The organism is Nocardia sp. A7 (assembly GCF_046549215.1).
GTDB lineage: Bacteria > Actinomycetota > Actinomycetes > Mycobacteriales > Mycobacteriaceae > Nocardia.
Genome location: NZ_JAJPWE010000001.1, coordinates 1,448,390 through 1,473,073, shown reverse-complemented (window position 1 = coordinate 1,473,073; position 24,684 = coordinate 1,448,390). Strand labels below are relative to the sequence as shown.

The 24,684-nt window shown below is 66.2% G+C and carries 25 protein-coding genes; 17 read left to right on the top strand and 8 right to left on the bottom strand.

Features of this window, described 5'->3' with window-relative positions:
* Positions 1–7 precede the first annotated feature (7 nt).
* The gene (locus ACLJPD_RS06480; RefSeq protein ID WP_410870808.1) at positions 8–523 is read right to left on the bottom strand and encodes an Lrp/AsnC family transcriptional regulator; all 516 of its coding nucleotides are present in this window, start codon (positions 521–523) and stop codon (positions 8–10) included.
* Positions 524–655: 132 nt separating this feature from the next.
* On the opposite strand from ACLJPD_RS06480, the gene hppD reads away from it, so the two are divergent.
* From hppD to tuf, 7 genes are all read left to right on the top strand, one after another.
* Entirely contained in the window at positions 656–1,798 is a 1,143-nt protein-coding gene (gene hppD / locus ACLJPD_RS06475; protein WP_410870807.1) for a 4-hydroxyphenylpyruvate dioxygenase, read from the top strand.
* Positions 1,799–1,829: 31 nt separating this feature from the next.
* Positions 1,830–2,357: a DUF3558 domain-containing protein gene (locus ACLJPD_RS06470; protein WP_410870806.1), complete on the top strand. Its 528-nt coding sequence runs from the start codon at positions 1,830–1,832 to the stop codon at positions 2,355–2,357.
* Entirely contained in the window at positions 2,354–2,896 is a 543-nt protein-coding gene (locus ACLJPD_RS06465; RefSeq protein WP_410870805.1) for a DUF3558 domain-containing protein, read from the top strand. The genes ACLJPD_RS06470 and ACLJPD_RS06465 overlap by 4 nt, the downstream gene beginning before the upstream one ends.
* Positions 2,897–3,168: 272 nt before the next feature.
* Positions 3,169–3,543: a 30S ribosomal protein S12 gene (gene rpsL / locus ACLJPD_RS06460; protein ID WP_056814220.1), complete on the top strand. Its 375-nt coding sequence runs from the start codon at positions 3,169–3,171 to the stop codon at positions 3,541–3,543.
* 1 nt (position 3,544) lies between these two features.
* Entirely contained in the window at positions 3,545–4,015 is a 471-nt protein-coding gene (gene rpsG / locus ACLJPD_RS06455; RefSeq protein WP_056814216.1) for a 30S ribosomal protein S7, read from the top strand.
* Between the two features lie 39 nt (positions 4,016–4,054).
* A complete protein-coding gene (fusA, locus tag ACLJPD_RS06450) occupies positions 4,055–6,157 on the top strand; it encodes an elongation factor G (protein ID WP_410870803.1) in 2,103 nt (700 codons plus the stop codon).
* Between the two features lie 134 nt (positions 6,158–6,291).
* Positions 6,292–7,482: an elongation factor Tu gene (gene tuf, locus ACLJPD_RS06445; RefSeq protein ID WP_410870802.1), complete on the top strand. Its 1,191-nt coding sequence runs from the start codon at positions 6,292–6,294 to the stop codon at positions 7,480–7,482.
* A 77-nt stretch (positions 7,483–7,559) separates the two neighbouring features.
* Here the strand turns inward: tuf and ACLJPD_RS06440 are convergent, their stop codons facing one another.
* Entirely contained in the window at positions 7,560–7,916 is a 357-nt protein-coding gene (locus ACLJPD_RS06440; RefSeq protein ID WP_410870801.1) for a nitroreductase/quinone reductase family protein, read from the bottom strand.
* 198 nt (positions 7,917–8,114) lie between these two features.
* Here ACLJPD_RS06440 and ACLJPD_RS06435 point away from each other — a divergent pair, with 198 nt between their 5' ends.
* The gene (locus ACLJPD_RS06435) at positions 8,115–8,936 is read left to right on the top strand and encodes an alpha/beta fold hydrolase (RefSeq protein WP_410870800.1); all 822 of its coding nucleotides are present in this window, start codon (positions 8,115–8,117) and stop codon (positions 8,934–8,936) included.
* A gap of 1 nt (position 8,937) precedes the next feature.
* On the opposite strand, the gene ACLJPD_RS06430 is transcribed toward ACLJPD_RS06435, so the two are convergent.
* Both ACLJPD_RS06430 and ACLJPD_RS06425 read right to left on the bottom strand, forming a co-directional pair.
* Positions 8,938–9,369 (bottom strand): PPOX class F420-dependent oxidoreductase, encoded by a 432-nt coding sequence (locus tag ACLJPD_RS06430; RefSeq protein WP_410870799.1) that lies wholly within the window; start codon positions 9,367–9,369, stop codon positions 8,938–8,940.
* Between the two features lie 346 nt (positions 9,370–9,715).
* Positions 9,716–10,609, bottom strand: coding sequence for a helix-turn-helix transcriptional regulator (locus ACLJPD_RS06425; RefSeq protein ID WP_410870798.1), 894 nt, complete (start codon positions 10,607–10,609; stop codon positions 9,716–9,718).
* A gap of 102 nt (positions 10,610–10,711) precedes the next feature.
* On the opposite strand from ACLJPD_RS06425, the gene ACLJPD_RS06420 reads away from it, so the two are divergent.
* Entirely contained in the window at positions 10,712–12,226 is a 1,515-nt protein-coding gene (locus ACLJPD_RS06420; RefSeq protein ID WP_410870797.1) for an MFS transporter, read from the top strand.
* 16 nt (positions 12,227–12,242) lie between these two features.
* Here ACLJPD_RS06420 and ACLJPD_RS06415 read toward each other — a convergent pair whose 3' ends face one another.
* A complete protein-coding gene (locus tag ACLJPD_RS06415) occupies positions 12,243–12,860 on the bottom strand; it encodes a TetR/AcrR family transcriptional regulator (protein WP_410870796.1) in 618 nt (205 codons plus the stop codon).
* Positions 12,860–13,216, bottom strand: coding sequence for an SPW repeat protein (locus ACLJPD_RS06410; protein WP_410870795.1), 357 nt, complete (start codon positions 13,214–13,216; stop codon positions 12,860–12,862). The genes ACLJPD_RS06415 and ACLJPD_RS06410 overlap by 1 nt, the downstream gene beginning before the upstream one ends.
* A 218-nt stretch (positions 13,217–13,434) precedes the next feature.
* Here ACLJPD_RS06410 and ACLJPD_RS06405 point away from each other — a divergent pair, with 218 nt between their 5' ends.
* The 3 genes from ACLJPD_RS06405 to ACLJPD_RS06395 all read left to right on the top strand — a co-directional run bounded on the left by ACLJPD_RS06405 (position 13,435) and on the right by ACLJPD_RS06395 (position 16,287).
* Entirely contained in the window at positions 13,435–14,634 is a 1,200-nt protein-coding gene (locus ACLJPD_RS06405) for an NAD(P)/FAD-dependent oxidoreductase (RefSeq protein ID WP_410870794.1), read from the top strand.
* A 127-nt stretch (positions 14,635–14,761) separates the two neighbouring features.
* Complete coding sequence (locus ACLJPD_RS06400; RefSeq protein ID WP_410870793.1) at positions 14,762–15,526, top strand: glutamate racemase; 765 nt, start codon at positions 14,762–14,764, stop codon at positions 15,524–15,526.
* Positions 15,527–15,546: 20 nt separating this feature from the next.
* Positions 15,547–16,287 (top strand): DNA alkylation repair protein, encoded by a 741-nt coding sequence (locus tag ACLJPD_RS06395; protein ID WP_410870792.1) that lies wholly within the window; start codon positions 15,547–15,549, stop codon positions 16,285–16,287.
* Here ACLJPD_RS06395 and ACLJPD_RS06390 read toward each other — a convergent pair.
* Positions 16,284–17,339, bottom strand: a complete 1,056-nt coding sequence (locus ACLJPD_RS06390; protein ID WP_410870791.1) for a 2Fe-2S iron-sulfur cluster-binding protein — start codon at positions 17,337–17,339, stop codon at positions 16,284–16,286. The two genes, ACLJPD_RS06395 and ACLJPD_RS06390, sit on opposite strands and share 4 nt — an antisense overlap.
* Before the next feature lie 37 nt (positions 17,340–17,376).
* Complete coding sequence (mftR2, locus tag ACLJPD_RS06385) at positions 17,377–18,015, bottom strand: mycofactocin system transcriptional regulator MftR2 (RefSeq protein ID WP_410870790.1); 639 nt, start codon at positions 18,013–18,015, stop codon at positions 17,377–17,379.
* Between the two features lie 255 nt (positions 18,016–18,270).
* Here mftR2 and mftA point away from each other — a divergent pair, with 255 nt between their 5' ends.
* The 5 genes from mftA (at position 18,271) to ACLJPD_RS06360 (ending at position 24,271) form a co-directional block, all read left to right on the top strand.
* Positions 18,271–18,375 (top strand): mycofactocin precursor MftA, encoded by a 105-nt coding sequence (gene mftA, locus ACLJPD_RS06380; RefSeq protein ID WP_101468422.1) that lies wholly within the window; start codon positions 18,271–18,273, stop codon positions 18,373–18,375.
* A 2-nt stretch (positions 18,376–18,377) separates the two neighbouring features.
* The gene (gene mftC / locus ACLJPD_RS06375; RefSeq protein WP_410871946.1) at positions 18,378–19,853 is read left to right on the top strand and encodes a mycofactocin radical SAM maturase; all 1,476 of its coding nucleotides are present in this window, start codon (positions 18,378–18,380) and stop codon (positions 19,851–19,853) included.
* A 139-nt stretch (positions 19,854–19,992) separates the two neighbouring features.
* A complete protein-coding gene (mftF, locus tag ACLJPD_RS06370; protein WP_410870789.1) occupies positions 19,993–21,390 on the top strand; it encodes a mycofactocin biosynthesis glycosyltransferase MftF in 1,398 nt (465 codons plus the stop codon).
* A gap of 10 nt (positions 21,391–21,400) precedes the next feature.
* Positions 21,401–22,801: a mycofactocin system GMC family oxidoreductase MftG gene (mftG, locus tag ACLJPD_RS06365; RefSeq protein ID WP_410870788.1), complete on the top strand. Its 1,401-nt coding sequence runs from the start codon at positions 21,401–21,403 to the stop codon at positions 22,799–22,801.
* 105 nt (positions 22,802–22,906) lie between these two features.
* Positions 22,907–24,271, top strand: coding sequence for a GAF domain-containing protein (locus ACLJPD_RS06360; RefSeq protein WP_410870787.1), 1,365 nt, complete (start codon positions 22,907–22,909; stop codon positions 24,269–24,271).
* Positions 24,272–24,684: the final 413 nt, after the last annotated feature.

The window sequence follows — 24,684 nt, the reverse complement described above, 5'->3', positions numbered from 1 at the left end:
TCCGCCCTCAGCGATGGTCGCGGTAGGCAGGCGCCTTCGCGGTCCCCGCCGGGGTCAACGTGCGCAGCAGCGGCATCGTCCGATGCGCGACCACCGTCGACAACACGACCACGCTGTGCGACCGCACCACCGAGCCCGTCCGATCGATGCTCAACAACACCGCCTGCAACCCCGCATGCGAATCGGCTCCGATTCGGCACAGCACATCCCCGGAGCCGGTCGTCGCATACGCCTCGAGCACCCCCGCGATCGCCGCCAGTTCGGCACTCACGGTGTCCAGCGCGCCCTGCGCGATCTCCAACGTCACGAACGCCTGCACATCGAAACCCGCTGCGGTGACATCGATCTGCGGATTGTAGGAGGCGATCACCCCGGATTCCTCCATCCGGTTGATCCGCGCCTGCACCGTCGCCCGCGCGACCTTCGTCCGTCGCGACAGCTCGAGAATTCCGGCCTTCTGGAACTCGTGCATCGCGGTGAGGATCGCCAGGTCGAGTTCGTCCAATTTCGCGGGCGTACGCATGCGAGGACCTCCATGTCCGGTTGCTATTCAAATTGTCCACCATTTATGCGCATCTGGTGGCTTCTCGAGCCAGCCTGTTCAGACGAAAATGGAGTAGTTGCCCACCTGCCGCGCGACGCGATTTCCTAGGTCATGACCATTGAGCAGCAGCTCGTCGGGCTGATCGAGCACGACGACAGTGTCGATCCGTTTCCGGTGATCGGGTGGGACGCCCTCGTCTGGGTCGTCGGCAACGCGACGCAGAGCGCGCACTTCCTGCAATCGGCCTTCGGGATGCGACTGGAGGCCTACTCGGGCCCCGAAACCGGCAACCGCGACCACAAGGCGTTCGTGCTGCGCAGCGGGGGAGCGCGGTTCGTGATCACCGGCGCGGTCGATCCCGACAGCCCACTCGTGCAACACCACGACCGCCATGGCGACGGCATCGTCGACATCGCACTCGAGGTCCCCGACGTGGACCGCTGCATCGCCTGGGCCCGCGAGCACGGCGCCACGATCCTCGTCGAACCCCATGACGAAACCGACGAATTCGGCACTGTGCGCTCGGCCGCGCTCGCCACCTACGGCGACACCAGGCACACCCTCGTCGACCGCTCCGGCTACGCGGGCCCCTATCTCCCCGGCTATATCGCGCGCACCTCCACCCGCGAACCGGGCAAGCGCGTCTTCCAGGCGATCGACCACGTAGTCGGCAATGTCGAACTCGGCATGATGGATCGCTGGGTCGACTTCTACCGCGGTGTCATGGGATTCACGAACATGGCCGAGTTCGTCGGCGACGACATCGCCACCGAGTACTCCGCGCTGATGAGCAAGGTCGTCGCCAACGGCAACCACCGGGTGAAGTTCCCGCTCAACGAACCAGCGTTGGGCCGCAAGCGTTCTCAGATCGACGAGTACCTCGAGTTCTACCGCGGTCCCGGCGTCCAGCACATCGCCCTGGCCACCGGCGACATCCTCGCCACCGTCGACGCCCTGCGCGCCGAGGGCGTCGAATTCCTCGCCACGCCCGATACCTATTACGAGGACGCCGAATTGCGCGCTCGGATCGGTGCCGTGCGCGTTCCGGTCGACGAACTACAACGCCGGGGCATCCTGGTCGACCGCGACGAAGACGGCTATCTCCTGCAGATCTTCACCCGCCCCCTCACCGACCGCCCCACCGTCTTCTTCGAACTCATCGAGCGACACGGCTCACTCGGTTTCGGAAAGGGCAACTTCAAGGCGCTTTTTCAAGCCATCGAACGCGAACAGCAGGCCCGCGGCAATCTGTGAGCGGGTCCGCGGAGCCGTTAGAGTTCATGGCATGCGGATCCCCTCGGCGATCATCACCGGCGTGACCTTGGTCGTCATGCTGACGTCGTGCGGATCGGGGGGCGACTCCGATGCGCCGACAGGGCCCAACCGACCACCACCGAAGGTCGCCTCGCTCGGCCCGTTCGTCGGGGAGTGCGGCCACGTCACCGACGACGAAGTGCGCGATCTGGCCGGCCTCGGCCAGATCGCGCGGGTCAACAAGAACGCGACCGGCTGCAACTGGCAGTCGGCCGGATTGTCTTCGCCCAGCGTCACTTTCGCCTCGTACCGGGGCAGTCCGATCGAACGCGAGAAGGCGTGGGTTTCCAGCGTCGGCCGCGAACCGGAGACCATCGATGTGGGCGGGCGTTCCGGGTTCATGGCACTCGACCCGCAGGGCACCGTCTGCGACCTCGCCGTGCAACTCGACGACGACTTCTTCGAATGGTCGATGACCACCGGCCTCTTCGCCACCGGCGGCAACCCGTGCGACCGGACCAGGAAACTGGCCGAGCTGACCGTGGGACGGCTGCGATGAGGGCGGGCAAGATCGCCGCGGCCGCGGTGCTCACCCTCGCGCTGGCAGGCTGCGGTCAGCAGATCGAGGGCAGCGCCCAGCCACTGGGTCAGGGTGGCGGTGGCGAGACGATCAATACCGACTTCGACAAGCTGCTGCGCGAGTGCGAGGTGGTGGCCGCCGACAAGATCGGCGAGATCATCGGCAACGCCCAACAGGTGAACGCCTCGTTCAGCGGCGCCGTCTGCATGTGGGATATCGAGGACGCCCCTGGTGGGGGAGCCATGGTCAGCCTCAACTGGTACGAGATGGGTACGCTGAACAACGAGAAGACGACCAACGACAAGTTGGGCTACCTCTCCGGCGACATCACCGTGCAGGGCCGAAGGGCGCTGCAGGTGCGCCGACCGGGCGACAACGACTCCTGCGGCGTCACCGCTCCGGCCGCCGATGTCGGCGTCGTCGGGTGGTGGATCAACTACCGGCCCGGCTCGGCGCACCCCGATCCGTGCGCGGGCGCCCAGAAACTGGTCGAGCTCACTCTGGATCTGGCCCGGTAGAAGCCATAACGGAGCCCCCCGCTTTGACCCCGAAACGGGCACGCGGGTATCGTAGATCCCTGTGCCCGGATTGCTACGGGCAAGTTCGTGTGTGAACGTAGGCCAGCGAAAGCGGCCGATACGTTCCAGCGTGCCTTGAAAAGGGCACTGAGCGCCACAGCGACACGCCCGACCACGGGTTAACGGAAACGTGGTCTGACGTGCGAGTGAAAGCTCGATGAACTGCAAGACACTGCACACCAAGCGCAATTACCAATAAGGAAAGCCGGTCTATGCCAACCATCAACCAGCTGGTCCGCAAGGGTCGCCGCGACAAGGTCACCAAGACCAAGACTGCGGCCCTGAAGGGGAGCCCGCAGCGTCGTGGCGTGTGCACTCGCGTGTACACCACCACCCCCAAGAAGCCGAACTCCGCGCTCCGTAAGGTCGCGCGTGTTCGCCTGACCAGCGCGATCGAGGTCACGGCGTACATCCCCGGTGAGGGTCACAACCTGCAGGAGCACTCGATGGTGCTCGTTCGCGGCGGTCGTGTGAAGGACCTTCCCGGTGTCCGTTACAAGATCATCCGTGGCTCGCTCGACACCCAGGGCGTGAAGAACCGCAAGCAGGCGCGCAGCCGCTACGGCGCCAAGAAGGAGAAGAGCTGATATGCCACGCAAGGGCCCCGCACCCAAGCGTCCGCTGATCAACGACCCGGTCTACGGGTCCCCGCTGGTCACTCAGCTGGTCAACAAGATCCTGATGGACGGCAAGAAGTCCACCGCCGAGCGCATCGTCTACGGCGCACTCGAGCAGGCGCGTGAGAAGACCGGCACCGATCCGGTCGTCACCCTCAAGCGCGCGCTGGACAACGTCAAGCCCGCCCTCGAGGTGAAGCCCCGTCGTGTCGGTGGCGCCACCTACCAGGTGCCGGTCGAGGTCCGCCCGGGCCGCGCCAACACCCTCGCGCTGCGCTGGCTGGTCAGCTACTCCCGCGCCCGTCGCGAGAAGACCATGGTCGAGCGTCTCGCCAACGAGCTCCTCGATGCCAGCAACGGCCTCGGTGCCGCTGTGAAGCGTCGCGAGGACACCCACAAGATGGCCGAGTCCAACCGGGCCTTCGCGCACTACCGCTGGTGATTGCCGTAGCCCGGCCCGTCACTTAAAAGGGAGAATTTCGTGGCACAGGACGTGCTCACCGACCTGAACAAGGTCCGCAACATCGGCATCATGGCCCACATTGATGCGGGCAAGACCACCACGACCGAACGCATCCTGTTCTACACCGGTATCACGTACAAGATCGGTGAAGTTCACGATGGCGCGGCCACGATGGACTGGATGGAGCAGGAGCAGGAGCGTGGTATCACCATCACCTCCGCGGCTACCACCTGCTTCTGGAAAGACAACCAGATCAACATCATCGACACCCCCGGGCACGTCGACTTCACGGTCGAGGTGGAGCGTTCGCTCCGCGTGCTCGACGGTGCGGTCGCGGTGTTCGACGGCAAAGAGGGTGTCGAGCCCCAGTCCGAGCAGGTGTGGCGTCAGGCCGACAAGTACGACGTGCCGCGTATCTGCTTCGTGAACAAGATGGACAAGCTCGGTGCGGATTTCTACTTCACCGTGCAGACCATCAAGGACCGTCTCGGCGCTCGTCCGCTCGTGATCCAGCTGCCGATCGGCGCTGAGAACGACTTCGAGGGCATCGTCGACCTGGTCGAGAACAACGCCAAGGTCTGGAAGGGCGAGACCAAGCTCGGCGAAGAGTACGAAGTCGTCGAGATCCCGGCCGACCTCAAGGAGAAGGCCGAGCAGTACCGTCAGGAACTGCTCGAGACCGTCGCCGAGTCCGACGAGGCGCTGCTCGAGAAGTTCTTCGGTGGCGACGAGCTCACCATCGAGGAGATCAAGGGCGCCATCCGCAAGATGACGGTCAACTCCGAGCTGTACCCGGTGCTGTGTGGTTCCGCGTTCAAGAACAAGGGCGTTCAGCCCATGCTCGACGCGGTCATCGATTACCTCCCTTCCCCGCTGGACGTCGAGGCCACCACCGGCCACGTGCCCAACAAGGAAGAAGAGCTGATCACCCGCAAGCCCAACGTCGACGAGCCGTTCGCGGCCCTGGCGTTCAAGATCGCGGTGCACCCGTTCTTCGGTGAGCTCACCTACATCCGGGTGTACTCGGGTCAGGTTGCCTCCGGCGCCCAGGTCGTGAACTCGACCAAGGGCAAGAAGGAGCGTCTGGGCAAGCTGTTCCAGATGCACTCCAACAAGGAGATGCCGGTCGCGACGGCTTCGGCAGGCCACATCTACGCGGTCATCGGCCTGAAGGACACCACCACCGGTGACACCCTGTCCGACGCGCAGAACCAGGTCGTGCTCGAGTCGATGACCTTCCCGGATCCGGTCATCGAGGTCTCGATCGAGCCCAAGACCAAGTCCGACCAGGAGAAGCTCGGCACCGCGATCCAGAAGCTGGCGCGCGAAGACCCGACGTTCTCGGTGAAGCTCGACCAGGAGACCGGCCAGACCGTCATCGGCGGCATGGGCGAGCTCCACCTCGACATCCTCGTCGACCGTATGCGTCGCGAGTTCAAGGTTGAGGCCAACGTCGGCAAGCCGCAGGTGGCCTACCGCGAGACCATCACCAAGAAGGTCGAAAAGCACGAGTTCACCCACAAGAAGCAGACGGGTGGCTCCGGCCAGTTCGCGAAGGTCATCATCGCTGTCGAGCCGTTCGTCGGCGAAGACGGCGCGACCTACGAGTTCGAGAACAAGGTCTCCGGCGGTCGCGTGCCCCGTGAGTACATCCCGTCGGTCGACGCGGGCGCCCAGGATGCCATGCAGTACGGCGTGCTCGCCGGCTACCCGCTGGTGAACCTGAAGGTCAGCCTGCTCGACGGCGCGTACCACGACGTCGACTCCTCGGAAATGGCGTTCAAGATCGCGGGTTCGCAGGCCCTCAAGGAAGCGGCCCGTAAGGCCGGTCCGGTGATCCTCGAGCCGCTCATGGCGGTCGAGGTCATCACGCCCGAGGAATACATGGGCGACGTGATCGGCGACCTCAACTCCCGCCGTGGCCAGATCCAGGCCATGGAGGAACGCAGTGGTGCCCGTGTCGTCAAGGCGCTGGTTCCGCTCTCGGAGATGTTCGGTTACATCGGTGACCTGCGGTCCAAGACCCAGGGTCGCGCGAACTACTCCATGGTGTTCGCCCAGTACGCGGAGGTTCCGGCCAACGTGTCCAAGGAGATCATCGCTAAGGCGACCGGCGAATAAAACCCTCTTGCGGTCCAGTGACACACTGGACCACAAGTGCTGGACGTCAAGAAAAAACCCGATCCCCACCCCCAGTGGGGATGACACACGCACTGCTGCAAATGCACGCACCAACAAGTCCAGGAGGACCCACAGTGGCGAAGGCGAAGTTCGAGCGGACGAAGCCGCACGTCAACATCGGCACCATCGGTCACGTCGACCACGGCAAGACCACGCTGACTGCAGCGATCACCAAGGTGCTGGCTGACAAGTTCCCGACCCTGAACGACGCGTTTGCGTTCGATCAGATCGACAAGGCGCCGGAGGAGAAGGCTCGTGGTATCACGATCAACATCTCCCACGTCGAGTACCAGACGGAGAAGCGCCACTACGCGCACGTCGACGCCCCGGGCCACGCTGACTACATCAAGAACATGATCACCGGCGCGGCGCAGATGGACGGCGCCATCCTCGTGGTCGCGGCCACCGATGGCCCGATGCCCCAGACTCGCGAGCACGTGCTGCTCGCCCGTCAGGTCGGCGTGCCTTACATCCTGGTCGCGCTGAACAAGTCGGACATGGTCGACGACGAGGAAATCCTCGAGCTCGTCGAGATGGAGGTCCGCGAACTGCTGGCTTCGCAGGAATTCGACGAGGACGCGCCGGTCGTGCGTGTCTCCGGTCTGAAGGCCCTCGAAGGCGACGAGAAGTGGGCTGAGTCCATCGTCGAGCTCATGCAGGCCGTCGACGACTCGATCCCGGAGCCGGTCCGCGAGACCGAACTCCCGTTCCTGATGCCGGTCGAGGACGTCTTCACGATCACCGGTCGTGGCACCGTCGTCACCGGTCGTATCGAGCGCGGCATCGTCAACGTGAACGAGGAGGTGGAAATCGTCGGCATCAAGGAGAAGTCGACCAAGACCACCGTCACGGGCATCGAGATGTTCCGCAAGCTGCTCGACCAGGGCCAGGCGGGCGACAACGTCGGCCTGCTGGTTCGTGGCATCAAGCGCGAAGATGTCGAGCGTGGCCAGGTTGTCGTCAAGCCGGGCACCACGACTCCCCACACGGAGTTCGAGGGCCAGGCCTACATCCTGTCGAAGGACGAGGGCGGCCGCCACACCCCGTTCTTCAACAACTACCGCCCGCAGTTCTACTTCCGTACCACGGACGTGACCGGCGTCGTTACCCTCCCCGAGGGCACCGAGATGGTCATGCCCGGCGACAACACCGAGATGACTGTCAAGCTCATCCAGCCGGTCGCCATGGACGAAGGCCTGCGCTTCGCGATCCGCGAAGGTGGCCGCACCGTCGGTGCCGGTCGCGTCACGAAGATCATCAAGTGAGTCTGTAAGACCCACTGCACAACCTGAACGGCGTCGCTCCCCCGGGAGCGACGCCGTTCGGCGTTTCCGGGAGAGGGTCAGTCGACAGTGTCGAGCCGCACGCGGACAGTGACCCGGCCCCGGGGATCCCGATGGGCGACCGCATGGCCGACGTGGTCGACGCCGTCGATGCGGAGGGTGACAGGGCCACCCTCATCGAGAAAGTTGCGCCACCACTTCTTCTTGTCGGGCATCGCGGCGCCGATGACGTACTCGTCGCCGGAACGCCGATAGTTGACCGGCGTGGTGAAGGTCCGCCCGGAACGCCGGCCCACATAGCTGATCTGCGCGAACGACTTACCCAGGACCTTCCCGATGACGGGGGCCTCTGTCAATGCGACCACCCCGGCATTCATCCCCCGCAATCCCCGACGCAACAACGATTCCTGAATCAACGGCTTCTCCTGCCTGATGAAGGACGAATGTGCTGTTCCCCAAGCTACCGAGGATCCTTGGCAATGGGCTGAGAGTCGTTAATAGGCAACTGGTTCGGTGCTTCCGCTGGCTTGCGATGACCTCGCAGGTCATCGTGGTTGTCGGTAGGGCTCGGTAGCGTTCGGGGCACTATCGCATTCGAGAGGATTGGAGGCGTCGTGGGTAGGGCTGCGCTCGAACGGGAATTGGATGTCAGCGAGGGGGTGCTCGAGCACGGGATGCCTTATCTGGCGTTCGGGTCGGGGCGGCCGCTGGTGTTCTTGCGGTGGTTCATGCCCGACCATGTGAATCCGAGCGGGTGGCTGCGGTCGAGCGAGATCAAGACGATGGCGCCGTTGGCTCGGAACTTTCGGGTGTATGCGGTCAATCGTGCGCCGGGGATGGCGGCCGGTACCTCGATGGCCGATATCGCGCGGGAGCACGCGGAAGCTCTGCACAGCGAATTCGATGCTCCGGTAGATGTTCTCGGCATTTCCTCGGGTGGTTCGGTAGCGCTGCAGCTCGCCGCAGACCACCCGTCAGCTGTGCGCCGACTGGTGATCGCATCCTCGGCCTACCGACTCGACCAGGCCGCGCGCACGTCGCAGATGAACTACGGCGAGGCCGCCGCCGCGGGCAAACGCTCCCTGCATCACCTGGCAACCCAAGGCATCGAATCGCCATGGAAGGCCCGACTCATCGGCGCCGCGGCCTGGCTGGCGGACCCGCTGTTGCGCCCGAAGAACCCCGCCGACACTCTCGCCTTCGTGCACGCCGAAGACGGCTTCGACCTGACCGACCGCCTCGCCGACATCACCACGCCCACCTTGGTCGTCGCCGGCGAGCGCGACGAGTTCTACGACCAATCCTCCTTCCGCTACACCGCCGAAGGCATCCCCGATTCCCGTCTGATCATTTACCCGAACACAAGCCACCTGGGAGCGATCAAACACGCCCGGTTCGCGCCCGATGTCACCGAGTTCCTCTCTGTAACAAGCTGACTCAGCGAATCGTGGCCCCGTAGACGTGCTCGACGGACAACGCCATGAGCACGCGCCGGTCCGAGACCATGACCTCGCGGTATTCGTTCCAGTCGGGGTGCTCGCCTGCCGCTGCCCGGTAGTAGCCGACCAGTGCCTCGACCTCCGGGCCGTTCGGATCGGTTCCGGGGCCGGTCAACGTGGCGGTGCCTTCGGCGGTGGCCCATGACCATCCGTCGGCGCTGGTGACCTCCAGCGCGGCGCGCGGATCGCGACGGAGGTTGACCGTCTTGGCGCGGCCTTCGGTCATGGAGACGTAGATGATGCCCGCGGCGCGGTCGTAGTAAGGGGTGACGGGGGACAGCTGGGGGCGGCCGTCGGATTTGATGGTGGCGAGGATGCCGATGCGGGAGTCGGCGATGAGAGCGTGCAGGTCGAGGGGAGTTTCGGGCATCGTTGGCTCCTAGGGCGGTGGGCTGCTTGTTGTGACGAACCGTGCCGGTTGCGCGTTTATGCCCGGGCGACGGAAAACCCGTCGACAGCGTGTGACCTCCTCGCGTAGAACTGGTCGCATGGTTACAGCACTTCCGCAGCCGCGGTTCTAGTTCGCATCGGGTCATGAAGGCGCCGGTGCGGCGCCGCGTGATCCGACGCCGTGCCGTCCCCGGAACGCCAGACAGGCGAGCGTCGATTCATCGACAAGAACCAGCCTGGGGGATTCCATGACCAGAATCGATCTCGCCCGAATTCGCAATATCGGCGTGGAACGAGCACCAGTGCGGCGCCACCGGTTCGGCGGCCTAGGCGCGGGTTGCGTCCGGCGTGTCGGTGTCGACCATCGTCGGTGCTCGTCGAGTCCCGGCGGTCAGCAGCCGTAGCGCGTCAGCCGAACCCGCGTCGCGCGCGGTGTAGACCTCGAGCCGGTGATCGGGGCTGTCGGGCTGCAACCACACCTGATAGTCGACATCGACGCGACCCACCGTCGGATGGTGCAGATCCATCGGTCCGACAGTGCAGTCGGCGACCTCCGCCGCAGCCCACAGGGTGGCGAAAGTGGTACTGCGCATGGCGAGTTCGCCGATCAGTTCGGCCAGGCGCGCGTCGGTGGGGTGCCGTCCGGCGGTCAGCCGCAGGTAGCCGACGTGGATGCGGGCGAGCTCGTCCCAGTTGCGGTACAGGTCCCTGGCGTGCGGATCGAGGAAGAACTGGCGCGGAATCGACGGTCGCCGCTCGGGATCGCCGGGTGCGGTGAAGTCGAGGTGTTCGCCGACGAGCGCGTGCCCGGCGCGATTCCAGGCGAGCACATCGCCGCGGCGGCCGAGGACCACGGCGGGCATGGTGTCACCGAGTGAGGTGAGCAGCGTGAGGACCCGAGGGTGGGGTTGCTCCGGTTCGCTTCTGATCAGGCGGGGGACTGATGGTTGGCCCGCGAGGTTGTGTAGGTGGGTCGTTTCGGCGGGGTCGAGTTGGAGCACCCGGGCGAGAGCGTCGATGACCTGCGCGGAGACGGTTCCCGCCTGGTCCTGTTCGAGACGGGTGTAATAGCCGGCACTGACGCCGGCGAGCTGAGCGAGTTCCTCGCGACGCAAGCCGGGAACGCGGCGGGTGACGCCGAAGGTGCGCAGGCCGATCCGCTCGGGGGTGGTTCGGTCGCGGCGGGACTTGAGGAATGTTCCGAGGCTTTCCAACTCCATCGTTCCGATCGTAGGCACCGGACGGTGGGTGTGCCTACCCCTGCCGGGTGTACCCATGTCAGGAGTCTGGTTGTCACCCGCGACCGATCGCAGGGTGGTGGTATGAATCGAATCCGAAATGCCGAGCTGCGGGCCTGGCTCGGCCTGCTGGTAGTCCTCGGGCCCGTGCTGCTCGTCGCGATGGACGGCTCCGTGCTGTTCCTGGCGATGCCCGCCGTCACCGACGCACTGTCACCCTCGGCCGACCAATCCCTCTGGATCCTGGACAGCTACGGCTTCGCGGTCGGCGCACTGCTGATCGCGTTCGGCACCATCGGCGATCGCTACGGCCGCAAGCGGCTGCTGATGATCGGCGCGGCGATGTTCGGCCTCGGCTCGGTGGGCGCGGCCTTCGCCACCAGCCCCGAACTGCTGATCGCCTTCCGTGTCCTGATGGGGGTGGCCGGTGCGACGCTGTTGCCGTCGGCACTCGCCGTGCTCGGCACCCTGTTCACCGATCCCCGCCGACGCGCACAGGCCATCGGTATCTTCGCCGCCACCTTCGCCGCCGGTTTCGCGATCGGCCCGATCGTCGCCGGTCAGCTGCTGAGCCATTTCTGGTGGGGTTCGGTGCTGCTGATCAATGTGCCCGTGGTGCTGGTGTTCCTGGCGTCGGCGCCGATTCTGCTCGGTGAGGTGCGCGCGAGCGGTGGTGTGAGCGTCGATGTCGCCAGCGTGCTCACCTCGGCATCCGGACTGCTGCTGAGTATGTACGCCGTGAAGTATGTTGCCGCGGAGGGTATTTCGACCGGATCGCTGGTTCTCGGCTCGGTCGGTGTGGTGCTGCTCGCGGCGTTCGGACACAGGCAGCGACGGATCGACAACCCGCTCGTCGACTTCACCCTGTTCGGCAATCCCGTCTTCACCATCGCGATCATCACCGGGTTCCTGCCACTGGCGGCCTGGTCGGCGACGGCGTACCTGGCGGCGACCTACCTGCAATCCGTGCTCGATATGTCCATCGCCGACGCCGCGCTCCTCGCGGTCCCCGGCGCCCTCGTCCTCACCGTCGCCGCCGTTGTCACCCCGGCGGTGGTGGCCCGCGTCGGCTACTCGGCAGCCCTGGTCACCGCCCACTTCACCATCGCGGCAGGCCTGTTGCTGCTGTTGCCGACCGGCACCGGCGCCGGTATCGGCTGGTACATCGCCGCGACCGCGGTCGCGGGTATCGGCTACGGCATCTCGTTCAGCGTGGTCGCCGACATCGCCGTCGCGGCGGTCCCCGCCGAACGCGCGGGCTCCGCCGCCGCCCTGGCCGAAACCGGCAACGAACTCGGCAACGCACTCGGCATCGCCCTGTTCGGTTCCCTGGCCGCCGCCCTGTTCCGCGTCAACGGCCCCGACCTAGCCCCCACCCTCACCGAAACCCTGCACCTGCCGGGTCTCCCCGCCGCCGTCCTCGACGACGCCCGCAGCGCCTTCGTCAGCGGATTGCACATCGTCGCGGCAACTGCGGCCATCCTGCACGGCATCCTCGGCTCGGTGGCCATCCGCATTCTCCGTAGCGCGGGGAAATCGGATTCGCAGCCGACCGGGTCGCCATCTCGCCGACGACGCCCGGCGGACATCCGAAGCTGACGGCTCGAGGCCGCCCTCAGCCGAGTTGGGTCATCCCCGCCGCGACCACCTGGGCGACGTTCGTCAGGTCGTCGGCCGTGGGAACGGGGAGGCCGTCCAGGGCGTGGAGGCGGTCGGTACTGGCGATGGCGAACATGGCCGACACCCAGGCGGCAGCGCAGGCGTGCAGGGTGCCGGGCCGCACGGGCACCGGGGTGCTGGCCTGCAGGACACGGGCGGTGACGTCGAGGAGCTGGTCGCGCAGGGTGCGCAGTTTGCGCCGGACGTCGGGGTGGGTGTCGGCCTCGCGCCACATGATCACCCGCAGGACCGAGGAGTGGTGGTCGCGCAGGTTGATCGCGGTGTCGAGATTGATCAGGCTGGCGGCCGGATCGCCGAGGGTGACCACGGCGGCCAGGTCGTCGATCGGGTGTTCGGGGACGCGTTCGCGCATGAGCGCGGACAGGATCGCGTTCTTGGTGGGGAAGTAGTAGAAGACCAGCCCTTTCGGCACACCGGCGGCCGCGGCGAGGGCGGCCGTGGGAGTGGCATCGAATCCCTGTGCGGCGAACAGGTTTTCGGCGGCGTCCAGGATGAGTTGCCGGGCGTCGCCATCGCGTTTCGCGTTGCGGCGCCCGACTCGTCGGCCCGGCATCAGTGATGTGGAGCCATGTTGTGCAGGCGCTGGTTCATCGCGGGCAGCGCGGCGACCGCCACCACCGCCGTCACCACGCCGACCACCCATGCGGTCCAGGATGCGCCGCGGAACGCGGTGAAGTCCATGGCCCACGGCGAGATGAACAGCAGCACGCCGAACACGCCCATCGCGTAGTCCGCGACGGACAGGTCGTCCCTTGCCATCTGGATCAGACCGGTCGCGGCGATGAGGGCGCCGAGCACGATGAGGGTCCAGCGAGCGTTCTCGTTGGTGTCGAGCCACAGGGGCGACAGTGCGGTGAATGCGCCGAGCACAACGGCCAGAAGATCTTGTGCGCGACTGTTGGTGAACATGGGGATATGCCTCCTCGTTGAGACGAAAATACCTCTGACCTCGGTCTACTCCTGATTGACCGCCCGGTCGATACCGGAACCGGCACGGTTGGGTTGCGACGTGGGTGTCACAGGTGACCCGGTGCACTGGTACAAACATCTGGGGACCGTAGTGGTCCGCGGCACAGCGGAAACATGGCATGCGCGGTCAGTGGCCGAGCAGGTCGAGAGGACACAACATGAGCGCGCCCATCGTGATCGTCGGAGCGGGTCTGGCAGGCTTGCGCACGGCCGAGGAACTGCGTCGGGCCGGGTACGAGGGCGGTGTGCTGCTGCTCGGCGACGAGACGCGCCCGCCCTATGACCGTCCGCCGCTGTCCAAGCAGTTCGTGCGCGGTGAGACCGACGACACCACCCTTCGTCCGCCGGAGTTCTTCGCGGACAAGAACATCGAGCTGCGCCTCGGGACGGCGGTGACCGGCGTCGACACTGCCGCGCGCACCATCGCCCTCGCGGACGGCAGCACTCTCGGCTACGACCAGCTGATCATCGCGACCGGTCTGCGCCCCCGCAGACTCCCCGGCCTGCCCGCCGTCGCGGGCGTGCACGTGCTGCGCGCCCATGAGGACGCGCAAACCCTGCGCGCCGAACTCGACGGTGCGAACCGCGCCCTGATCATCGGCGCCGGTTTCATCGGCTGCGAACTCGCCGCCAGCTTCCGCGCCGCCGGCGTCGAGGTCACCCTCGTCGAACCGCAGCCGACCCCGCTGGCCTCGGTCCTCGGCGAGCAGATCGGCGGCCTGGTGGCGCGATTGCACCGCGACGAAGGCGTCGACCTGCGTTGCGGCGTCGGCGTCGACACCCTGCGTGCCGACGATTCCGGCCGGGTGTCTGGTGCGATCTGCACCGACGGCACCGAGATCGACGCCGACCTGGTCGTGGTCGGCGTCGGCTCGGTCCCCGTCACCGACTGGCTGGCCGATTCCGGCATCGAACTGGCCGACCGGTCCGCAGGCGGTGGCGTGCTCGCCGACGAGGTCGGCCGCACCTCCGCCGACGCCGTCTGGGCCGTGGGCGACGTCGCCGCCTGGCAGCACGACACCGGCGTCCGCAAGCGCGTAGAACACTGGACCAGCGCGGGCGAGCAGGCAAAACTGCTGGTCACCGCCCTTCTCGGCGGCGCACCCCCCACCATGGCCCGCGTACCGTACTTCTGGAGCGATCAGTACGACATCAAGATCCAGGCCCTCGGCACCCCATCGCCCGACGACGACGTCACCGTGGTCAGCGACGACGGCCGCAAATTCCTCGCCTACTACTCTCGCGACGGCATCCTCACCGCAGTCCTCGGTGCTGGCCTGACCGCCCAGGTGATGAAACTGCGCGCGAAGCTGGCCACGCCCACCCCGGTAGCCGACCTCCTCACCGTCACCAGTTGATGGTCAAGTGATCACCAGGCCGCCAGGGAGGCATCGCCCGAGAGCGAAAATCCCTCATGGCCTGGTGATCGTCTGACCGAGTGCGCTAATGGTGGTCGCTTCGTGGCGTTGTAATACGGTGGACACCGTGATCGTCGCGCTCATCGATTCCGGCCTCGGCCTCCTGCCGACGGCTTCGTGGTTGCGCAAGCTGCGGCCCGATGTCGACCTGTTGCTGCTGCTCGACCCCGATGGTGCGCCGTGGGGGCCCAAGCCGGAGCAGTGGGTGGTCGAGCGGGTTGTCGGTACGGCGCGGCAGGCGGTCGAGGCGGGGGCCGAGGTGATCGTGCTGCCGTGCAATACCGCCAGTGTCACCGCGTTGGAGCATGTGCGGGCCGAGGTCGGGGAATCGGTGCCGGTGATCGGGACGGTTCCTGCCATCAAACCCGCTGCCGCGCAATGTAATTCGGTGGCAGTCTGGGCGACGGCCGCCACCACCGCCAGCCGGTATCAAGCCGACCTGATCGCCAGATTCGGCGGTGACGCGAAGGTCGTGGGAGTCGCCTGCCACGGGCTGGCCGACGCGATCGACCGCGGTGACATCGCGGCCATCCGCGAGTCGATCGCCGATTCCGCCGCCCGCACTCCGGCCGACGTCGAGGGCGTGGTCCTCGGCTGCACCCACTACCCGCTGGTCATCGACGCCATCGTCGCCGCCCTGCCCGACGGCGTCCGCCTTTTCGACAGCGCCCAAGCCGTCGCCGCCCAAACCGTCCGCAAGATGGACGAACTCGGCCGCCCCACCACCGGCAATGGCACCGTCACCGTCCGCACCAGCGGTCGGCCGGGCGAATTACCCTCCGGTGCGGCAACATTCGAGTCGGGTCGACTGCTCGGTGCGCTTCCCGCCTGATCTATCGACCGGAGGTGCATGTGTCCGAACTCCCTACCGCTGCCCAAGTACGCAGGGTCCTCGCAGACCTGGCGAACCCCACTGACGCGCATCACCTGCAGCGCTTCTTCAAATCCGGCCCTGGCGAATACGGCGAGGGCGACATCTTTCTCGGCATCCGAGTACCCGTCACCAGAAAGGTGGCGAAACAGTTCGACACGCTTGCGCTTTCGCAGATCGACGAACTCCTGGACAGCCCCCTCCACGAGGAACGCCTGGCCGCCCTGCTCATCCTCAACGCCCGCTTCGCCGCCGCCTCGAAACCACGCACCCGCGACGACAAGGCCCGCGCGGAAATGGTCGAGCTCTACCTCGCCGCGGTCAGACGAGGGCGAGTCAACAACTGGGATCTGGTCGACGCCTCCGCCGAACACATCATCGGCCCCTGGCTGCTCGACAGGGATCGCACCCTGCTTTTCGAGCTGGCCCAACAGGATTCACTCTGGGAGCGAAGAGTAGCCCTGCTATCCACCTTTGCCTTCATCAAGGCGGGCGACCCGAGCACCACCCTCGAACTCGCCGACATCCTCAAAGCGGACCGCCGAGATCTCATCCAAAAGGCTCTCGGCTGGATGTTGCGCGAGATCGGTAAACGCGTCGACCCGACCGCGCTCACCGACTTCCTCAATGCCAACGCGCCCGAATTGGGCCGTACCGCGCTGAGCTACGCGACCGAACATCTCGATCCGGAGCAGCGCGCCGCCTACCGCGCGATGCGTTAGAACTGAATCCGCAGGTGGTCGGTCACCGGCCGCGCCTGGCAGCCGAGGATGTACCCGTTCTCGATGTCCTCGGGATCCAGGATCTCCGCATTGGCCATCTCCACTTTGCCTTCCAGCACCGTGCAGGCACACGACCCGCACTCGCCCTCTTGGCAGGAGTAGGGCACGTCGAGGCCCTTGTCGAGCATGATGTCGACCAGCGTCTGCTTGCGCGGCCACGACATCTTGTGCACCTCACCGTCGAGCTCCACCTCGACGGTCGCCGCGTCGGCTGCCTCGGCCTCGGAGACCTCGGCCGGTGCGTGATCGGCGAACGGGTCACCGGCGAGGGAGTTGAACACCTCGGCATGGGTCCGGTTGCGCGGTACCCCGAGCGAGCCGAGCGCGTCGTGCACCAGATCCATGAACGGCTTCGGCCCACACATGAACGCTTCGTAGGCGAGGTAGGGCCGGACCAGCGTGCCGAGCATGTCGGCGGTGGGCAGGCCGAGCAGCGGTTCGAGCCAGTGGATGACGGTGAGTCGCTGGGGATGCTTGCCGACGAGATCGCGGAGTTCGTCCGCGAAGATCACCGAGTTCGCGTCGCGGTTGGCGTAGACCAGCACGACCTTGCCCGAACCCTGTGACAGCGCCGACTTCAGAATCGACATCACCGGCGTGATCCCGCTACCGGCGCCGAACAGCAGCATGTCCTCGTCGAGGTTCTTTGGCGTGAACACCCCCGACGGCGGCAGCACCTCGACCTGGTCACCGGCGGCGATGTTGTCGCAGAGCCAGTTCGAGCCGTACCCACCCTCGGTGCGCTTGACGGTCACCTTCGGCAGGTCGTCGGTGAACGGCGAACTGGCCAGCGAATAGCAGCGCGCGACCGAACCGGTCTGCTCGCTCGGGATGCGCAGCGTCAGGAACTGGCCGGGGGAGTAGGCGAAGCGCTCGCGCAGTTCGGCGGGCACGTCGAAGACCACGGAGTGGGTGTCGGCCGTTTCGGCGATCACCGCGGCGACCCGCAGCACTACCGAGCGTGAGCCGTGCGGAACCTCGACTGTGGTCATGTCGTCCTCTCGGGCAAAACTAGAACGTGTTTCAGTTTCATGCTAGGCCGGGACGCGCCTGCAGGGCAAGCTGTGCCTCGAGTCCGGCGACCAGTACCTCCATCCCGAAGTCGTAGGAGTACTTGCCGCGTAGGTCGGACATGTACTTCGTGGCTCGGGCCACGGCCTCGGGTAGCAGCACGTCCGCGGGCGCGGAACGGTCGCGCGGGTTCACTCTGCTGCGGCCGAACAGGTAGGTGTGGATGGTCGCGTAGGCGGCCAGCACGTTGCGGTCGTTGAAGCCCGCGTCGAACAGGATCTCCATCACGGCGTCTATCAGGTCGAGCTGCTTGCCGAGCATCTGCTCGAGCAGGATGTCGCCCAGGCCGGGATGCGTGCGCAGCTTATCGTCTATCTGATCGATCAGATCGCGCAGGCGCTGCTGCCACGGACCGGACTCGCGCGGCGGCTTGCGCACCCCGACCAGTGCGGCGCTGGCGACCAGATCCAGCAGCTCACGCTTGTCGGCCACGTAGTAGTACGGCGCCATCGGCGAGACTCCGAGCTCGCGCGAAAGCCGTCGCATGGACAGCTTCTCGACCCCGTCCTCCCGCACCACCTTGAGTGCCGCGTCAACGATCTCGGCCTCGGACAGTGTTGAATTCGCGCCACTCCCCGCCCCTCCGTGGTTACGCAAGCTTCCTCCTCCGGGGCTGAAACTCGCGGCGCACCGTCGAATTCGCGCCCGCCCCACCATGGTTACGCAAGCTTCTGCCTCACCTGTAGCTGTCACCGGGCCATCGGCCCTTTTCTCATTCGTGCCCCCGGAAGTCTAGAGGGGTTCGTACCCGGCGGGGCGGGGTGTGCGCAGAGAAAGATTTTCCGATTCCGCCCTTTATGGCAGTCACTGACGTTAAGGTCCGTGGTGACCGGCAACACAATGGAGGTAGTCATGCCTGAGAACACCACGCCTGCGACCGTCGAATCCGACGAGGACCTGGTCACCGAGACGCTGATCGAAGAGGTCAGCATCGACGGCATGTGCGGCGTGTACTGACCATGCTCGATCTCGACACCCGTTGGACGCTGCACCCGCGGGTGTCGTTGCGTCCGGAGTCCTTCGGCGCGCTGCTGTACCACTTCGGCACCCGCAAGCTCTCGTTCCTCAAGAGCCGCGATCTGGTCGACGTGGTCCGGTCGCTGCCCGCGCACTCTTCCGTGCGCGACGCACTGCGTGCCAAGGGCATCGACGCCTCCGACGCGCACGTCAAGGCGCTCGCGCAGCTGGCAGACACCGACATGATCGTGCCGACACCGGGTCCGGTCACCGCCGCGCCGACAGCCTTGGCCGCGGGTGACGGAACCCAGGGCGGCAGGCTGATCGACCGTTTCGAATCAGGTCTGGCCGCACCGATCTGTCTCACCTGGGAACTCACCTACGCCTGCAACCTGTCGTGCGTGCACTGCCTGTCGTCCTCGGGCCGCCGCGACCCGAACGAACTGAACACCGAACAGTGCAAAGCGCTGATCGACGAGTTCGAGCGCATGCAGATCTTCTACGTCAACATCGGCGGCGGTGAACCGACCGTGCGCCCGGACTTCTGGGAACTGGTCGACTACGCCACCGCGCACAATGTGGGGGTCAAGTTCTCCACCAACGGTGTTCGCATCAACGAAGAGGTCGCCGCGCGCTTGGCCGCCAGCGACTACGTCGATGTGCAGATCTCCCTCGACGGGGCCGACGCCGCGGTCAACGATGCCGTGCGCGGCCCCGGTTCCTACGACACCGCGATCAAGGCACTGTCGAACCTGGCCGCGGCGGGTTTCCAGGACGCGAAGCTCTCGGTCGTGGCCACCCGCCACAACATCTCCCAGCTCGACGAGTTCAAGGCCATCGCCGACAAGTACGGCGCCACCTTGCGACTCACCCGCCTTCGCCCCTCGGGTCGTGGCGCCGATGTGTGGGACGAACTGCACCCGCTGCCCGAACAGCAACGTGAGCTCTACGACTGGCTCGTCCGCAACGGCGAAGGTGTCCTCACCGGCGACTCGTTCTTCCACCTGTCCGCATTCGGCTCGGCCCTCCCGGGTTTGAACATGTGTGGCGCGGGCCGGGTGGTCTGCCTGGTCGACCCGGTCGGTGACGTCTACGCCTGCCCGTTCGCCATCCATGACCGCTTCAAGGCCGGAAACATCGTCGCCGACGGCGGTTTCGACGCGGTATGGACCGACTCGGAGCTCTTCGCCGAACTGCGCGAACCCGTCGACGGTGGCGCGTGCACGAAATGCTCGCACTACGACGCCTGCCGTGGCGGCTGCATGGCCGCGAAATTCTTCACCGGCCTGCCCGCCAACGGACCCGATCCGGAATGCGTGCAGGGCTACGGTGAAGCGGCCTTGACGGCACCGGGGCGCACCATTCCGCGCCCCGCCGTCGACCACTCGCGTCCGGTGCGCAGCCGCCCCAGAGTGTCGCTGCCGTTGACCGTGAAGCGCCCACCGGCCAAGGCGTGCAACGAGAGTCCGCTCGGTTGACGAAACCGGTTGCCGGAAGTGCGCTACCGATCTTGTTGACGCTTCCGGCAACCGGTCGCAGCGGCATTTCGGACAGACTTTCGTCCTTTTTTGTGGGGTGATGATGTCTGCGGGCCCAACTGCGAATAGCATGCGAGGAATGCGCCATGATCGTCTGCCCGACGGCTTCGGGGTACGGATCGATCCACGGGTACGCGCATTTTCCGGGGGTCGGATCCTGATCGGAGGATCGCCCGCACGGATGCTGCGCTTGGCCCCGGAGGCCGCCGAGTTGATCGGCGACGGATACCTGGAGGTGACCGACACCAAGTCCGCGATCGTCGCACGCCGACTGCTCGATTCCGGCGTGGCCAACCCGCGCCCGCGGCTGGAACCGTCTCTCGACGACGTCACCGTCGTCATTCCGCTCTACAACAATGCCGACGGACTCTTACGTCTGTTGGCGGTGCTGCGCGGACACAATGTGATCGTCGTCGACGACGGTTCCGACGAGCCGGTCCGCATCCCGCCGCGACCGGGCCGCGGTCAGGTGACGGTGCTGCGGCACGAGAGCCCGCTCGGCCCCGCGGCTGCCCGTAATGCCGGATTACAGGCGGCGACAACGGGCTTTGTCGCGTTTCTCGACTCCGATGTGGTCCCGCGCAGCGGGTGGCTCGAGGTCATGCTCGGACATTTCAGCGATCCGCAGGTCGCGCTGGTCGCGCCGCGCATCGTCGCCCTCGACTCCGAGTCCAACGCGCTCGCCCGCTACGAACACACCCGCTCCTCCCTCGATCTCGGCCGTCGCGAGTCGGCGGTGCACGCGCGCGGCATCGTGTCGTATGTGCCGAGCGCGGCGCTGCTCGCCAGGCGCGCGGCACTGCTCGGCGAGGGTGGATTCGACGAATCGATGCAGGTGGCCGAGGATGTCGACCTGTGCTGGCGGCTCGAACGCGCCGGCTGGCGATTGCGCTATGAGCCCGCCGCGCATGTCGCCCACGATCACCGGGTGGCCTTCCGTGCCTGGTTCGGGCGAAAGCTGTTCTACGGCACCGGTGCCGCACCGCTCGGGAAACGGCACTCGGGCCTGGTCTCACCGCTGTCGGTGCCGACCTGGACCGTGCTGGCCAGTCTGCTGTTCGCGACCCTGTCCAAATGGGGTCTGCTCGGTGGGCTCGTCACCCTCGCCACGGCTCTCGTTCGCCTGCGCCGGGTCTTCACCGAACTCGACAACCCGACCAGAATCGCGGCGGTCTACCTGGCGCGCGGCTACTTCGCAGGCATGTGGCGACTGGCTTCGGCGATGTGCCGCGACTACTGGCCGGTGACGCTACTGGCGGTCATCGCGTCGAGCCGCATCCGCAGGATCGCCATCACGATGGCACTCGCCGACGGCCTGGCCGACTGGTTCACCCATCGCGATGCGGGCGGCCTCGACCCGCTGCGCTATGTGGCCTACAAGCGCCTCGACGACGTGGCGTACGGCACCGGCCTGTGGCTCGGCGTCATCCGGGCGCGCAGTTTCGAAGCGCTCAAACCGAGCATCCCACCCCGCTGAATTCCACCGCGTGACGAGCACTCTCATCGTCGGAGCCGGGTCGGCGGGCTGCGTCCTCGCCGCCCGGCTCAGTGCGGATCCGGCGCGTTCGGTGCGCGTGTTCGAAGCCGGACCGGCCTATCCGACGAGGGGGGAGCTGCCGCACGAACTGCTCGACCCCGGTCACCTACCTGTCGGTCCCGAATCCGGGGTCGTGTGGCGATACCGGGGAAACCTGGTGCGCGGCAAGCTGATCGGTGGCTCCGGTGCGATCAACGGCAGCTACTTCATCCGCCCACCCGCCACCGACTTCGCGGCATGGAGTGCGGTGGCAGGCCCTGCATGGTCATTCGAATCGGTCCTGCCCGTGTTCTGCGACCTGGAAGATGACGCGGATTTCGGCTGGGCCCCCGGCCACGGCGTCGGCGGCCCGATCCCGATCGAGCGAACCAGGGACTTCACCGAGTTCAGCGCCGAGTTCGCGCAACGCTGCGCGGCAGCGGGATTCACCGAGATCCCTGACCTCAACCTCGCGCGGTCGGGTGCCGACCACACGAATGGTTTCGGCCGAGTGCCGTTGACGGTGTCGCACGGTCTCAGATCGGGACCGGCCATCACTCATCTTTATCCAGCGATGGAGCGACCCAATCTCTCGGTCGCCGGCGACACCATGGTGACTCGGTTACTTCTGCGCGGGACCCGGGTGATCGGGGTGGAGTGGTCGCGTGGTCGCGAGCGGGGGCGAACCTATGCCGATCAGACGGTGTTGTGCGCGGGTGCGGTGGAGTCGGCAGCGCTGCTGATCCGATCCGGGATCGGCCCCGAACCACTGCTGCGCTCGCTCGGTGTGCCGATCGTGGCGCCCGCTCCGGTCGGCGCGTGGTGCACCGATCACCCCGAGGTCGGCGTCGAATTCCCCGACGACGAGCCCGACGAACCCGCTGTCCCGCTCGAATACGTCCTCGCGAGCGACGATCTCGAACTACGCCCGTACACCCAGAGGTTCACGCCGGGTCATCGCCGAATCGGGGTCGCGCTGATGCATCCCGAGTCGGCCGGCGAGCTGACACTGGTCTCGGCTGATCCGGCCGTCCCCGCCCGCGTCGACCAGCGCTATCTCCGCGGTGAACGAGACCGTGCCCGTCTTCGTGACGGCGTAGCGCTCACCGCCGATCTCCTCGGTCGACGAATCGGGCCCGTCGACGACCCCTGGCTGCGCGCCAACCTCGGCACTTCCCAACATCTTTCCGGTACCTGCCGCATGGGCCCGGCCCACGACGAGCGAGCGGTGGTCGACGAACACGGCCGCGTCCATGGCATCGAGGCGCTGGCGGTCGCCGATCTGTCGATCGTCCCGGTCCCGCTGCGCCGCGGCCCGCAGGCCACCACCGTGATGCTCGCCGCAGCCATAGCGGACCATATGGTCGTGTGACGAAGTGTCGTTCGATACCACGATGTGACCTGCGGGACAAACCCTGACTTCTGTCGTTTTGCCTGATATCTGCCCGGTACAGTTTGTAGCGGGAAAGAAAGGCAAATGGTCAGCAATCTTACAGGTGGGAGGCCCCCACGGCAGGCATCGGAGTCGGGCGCACAGCTCGGTGCTCTGGAAGCCTATGCCGCACAGGCCCATGGATTTCTCAGTGCCGGTGGTGAACAGCTGACCCAGCTGGCCGGCTTACTACGTCCGCTCGTCCTCGAATCATGGCTGCGCAGTGTGCGCGGCGGAGTCGACCCGACGGACGTCATCGACGGTCGCGGGTTGCGCGGTGCCGATCTGGAGCGTTATCGCGATGCCCATCCGATCGCCGCGCTCATGCCACTGATCGACAAACTGCTGGTCCAGGACGCGTCGCAGGCGGGATTGATCGTGACCGTGGCCGACCAGTTCGGGCGCGTGCTCTCGGTGCACGGCCATCCCGAACAGGTCGCCGCCGCCGCCGAGATCGGCGTGCGCGAGGGCGACGATCTCAGCGAACGTCGCATCGGCACCAACGCCGTCGGCCTTGTGGTGCGCACCGGCCGCGCCACCTGGATCCACGGACCCGAACATTTCCTGCATCGGATGCACCAGATCACCGGCGCCGCGGCCCCCGTACACGAGCCGGACGGCCGCCTGATCGGCGTCTTGATGATTGCCGGCGGGATGCGGGTGGCCAAGCCGGAGATCCTCGCTCTGGTCAAAGCCGCCGCGACCGCCGCCGAAATGGACCTGGTACTACGGGCGATGCGTGCGAGTCACGGCATCGCGGCGCCTGCTCCGGTGAACCGCGACGACACCGAACAGGCCACGCTCGGGCTCGATGTTCTTGGGCTGGGGCAACCTCAGCTGAGCATCGCGGGGGAGCGGGTGTCGCTTTCGCAACGGCATGCCGAGATCCTGCTCTTGCTCACCGAACATCCCGAAGGCCTCGGCGCCGACCATTTGGCTCTACTGCTCGACGACACCGATCTGGACAACGGCACGATCCGCGCGGCGATGTCGCGGCTGCGGTCGGTGATCGGCGCCTCGGTGGTCGGTTCGCGTCCATACCGTCTCCGTGTGCATGTCGCAACCGATGTGGAAGAGCTCCGGGCCGCGCTCGACTCCGGTGATACCGCATCCGCATTGCGCTTGTATGCGGGCCCGGTGCTGCCGCGCTCCTCCGCTCCCGGCATCTGCGACATCCGCGACGAGCTCCGCGTTCGATTGCGGACCGCCGTGCTCGCCGCCCCCGACGCGGCCGTGCTGCGCCGCTGGACCTCCTGCCCGGAAGGGCGTGACGATGCCGCGGCGTGGGCCGCCTACCGCGCCACCGTCGACCGTGATTCGCCGCTGTATGCGCAGATAGAAGCCAAGATTCGGGTGCTCGACCGGCGCATCGGCGCTGATGCAACGCAGATGCAACGTTTCGGCTCATAGTGTCCCGGTCTGAAGGTGTGGTGGCTCACATTCGAACGTCTGAAGTGTTGGAGCCCGCACTCAGGTCCAGGTCATGCCTACCGGCCGGTACAGACTGGACGTTCGACCGATTTTTTTAGCGGAAAAAGGTTCTTTTTATAAATTGAGCGCCTACTGTCGGCACTGCATGGACAGGTACCCATGTGACGTAACTGACAAAGTCGTTGGAGGAATGATCAACAGCTAGGCACCCGCGACGGACGCATCGTCCGTTGCCCGGCGACCCTACGGTCGCCCTATCTCGTCCACATGATCTGTCGGGGATCTTGCGCGAGTGTGGCTGCACGCCCACCGCGTTCACAGCGAATCTTTCGGCTCGAGGTGTATTCGTGCTGCCCGAAACAGGTTCGATCTGCTGTTCTTTCGCGATACGA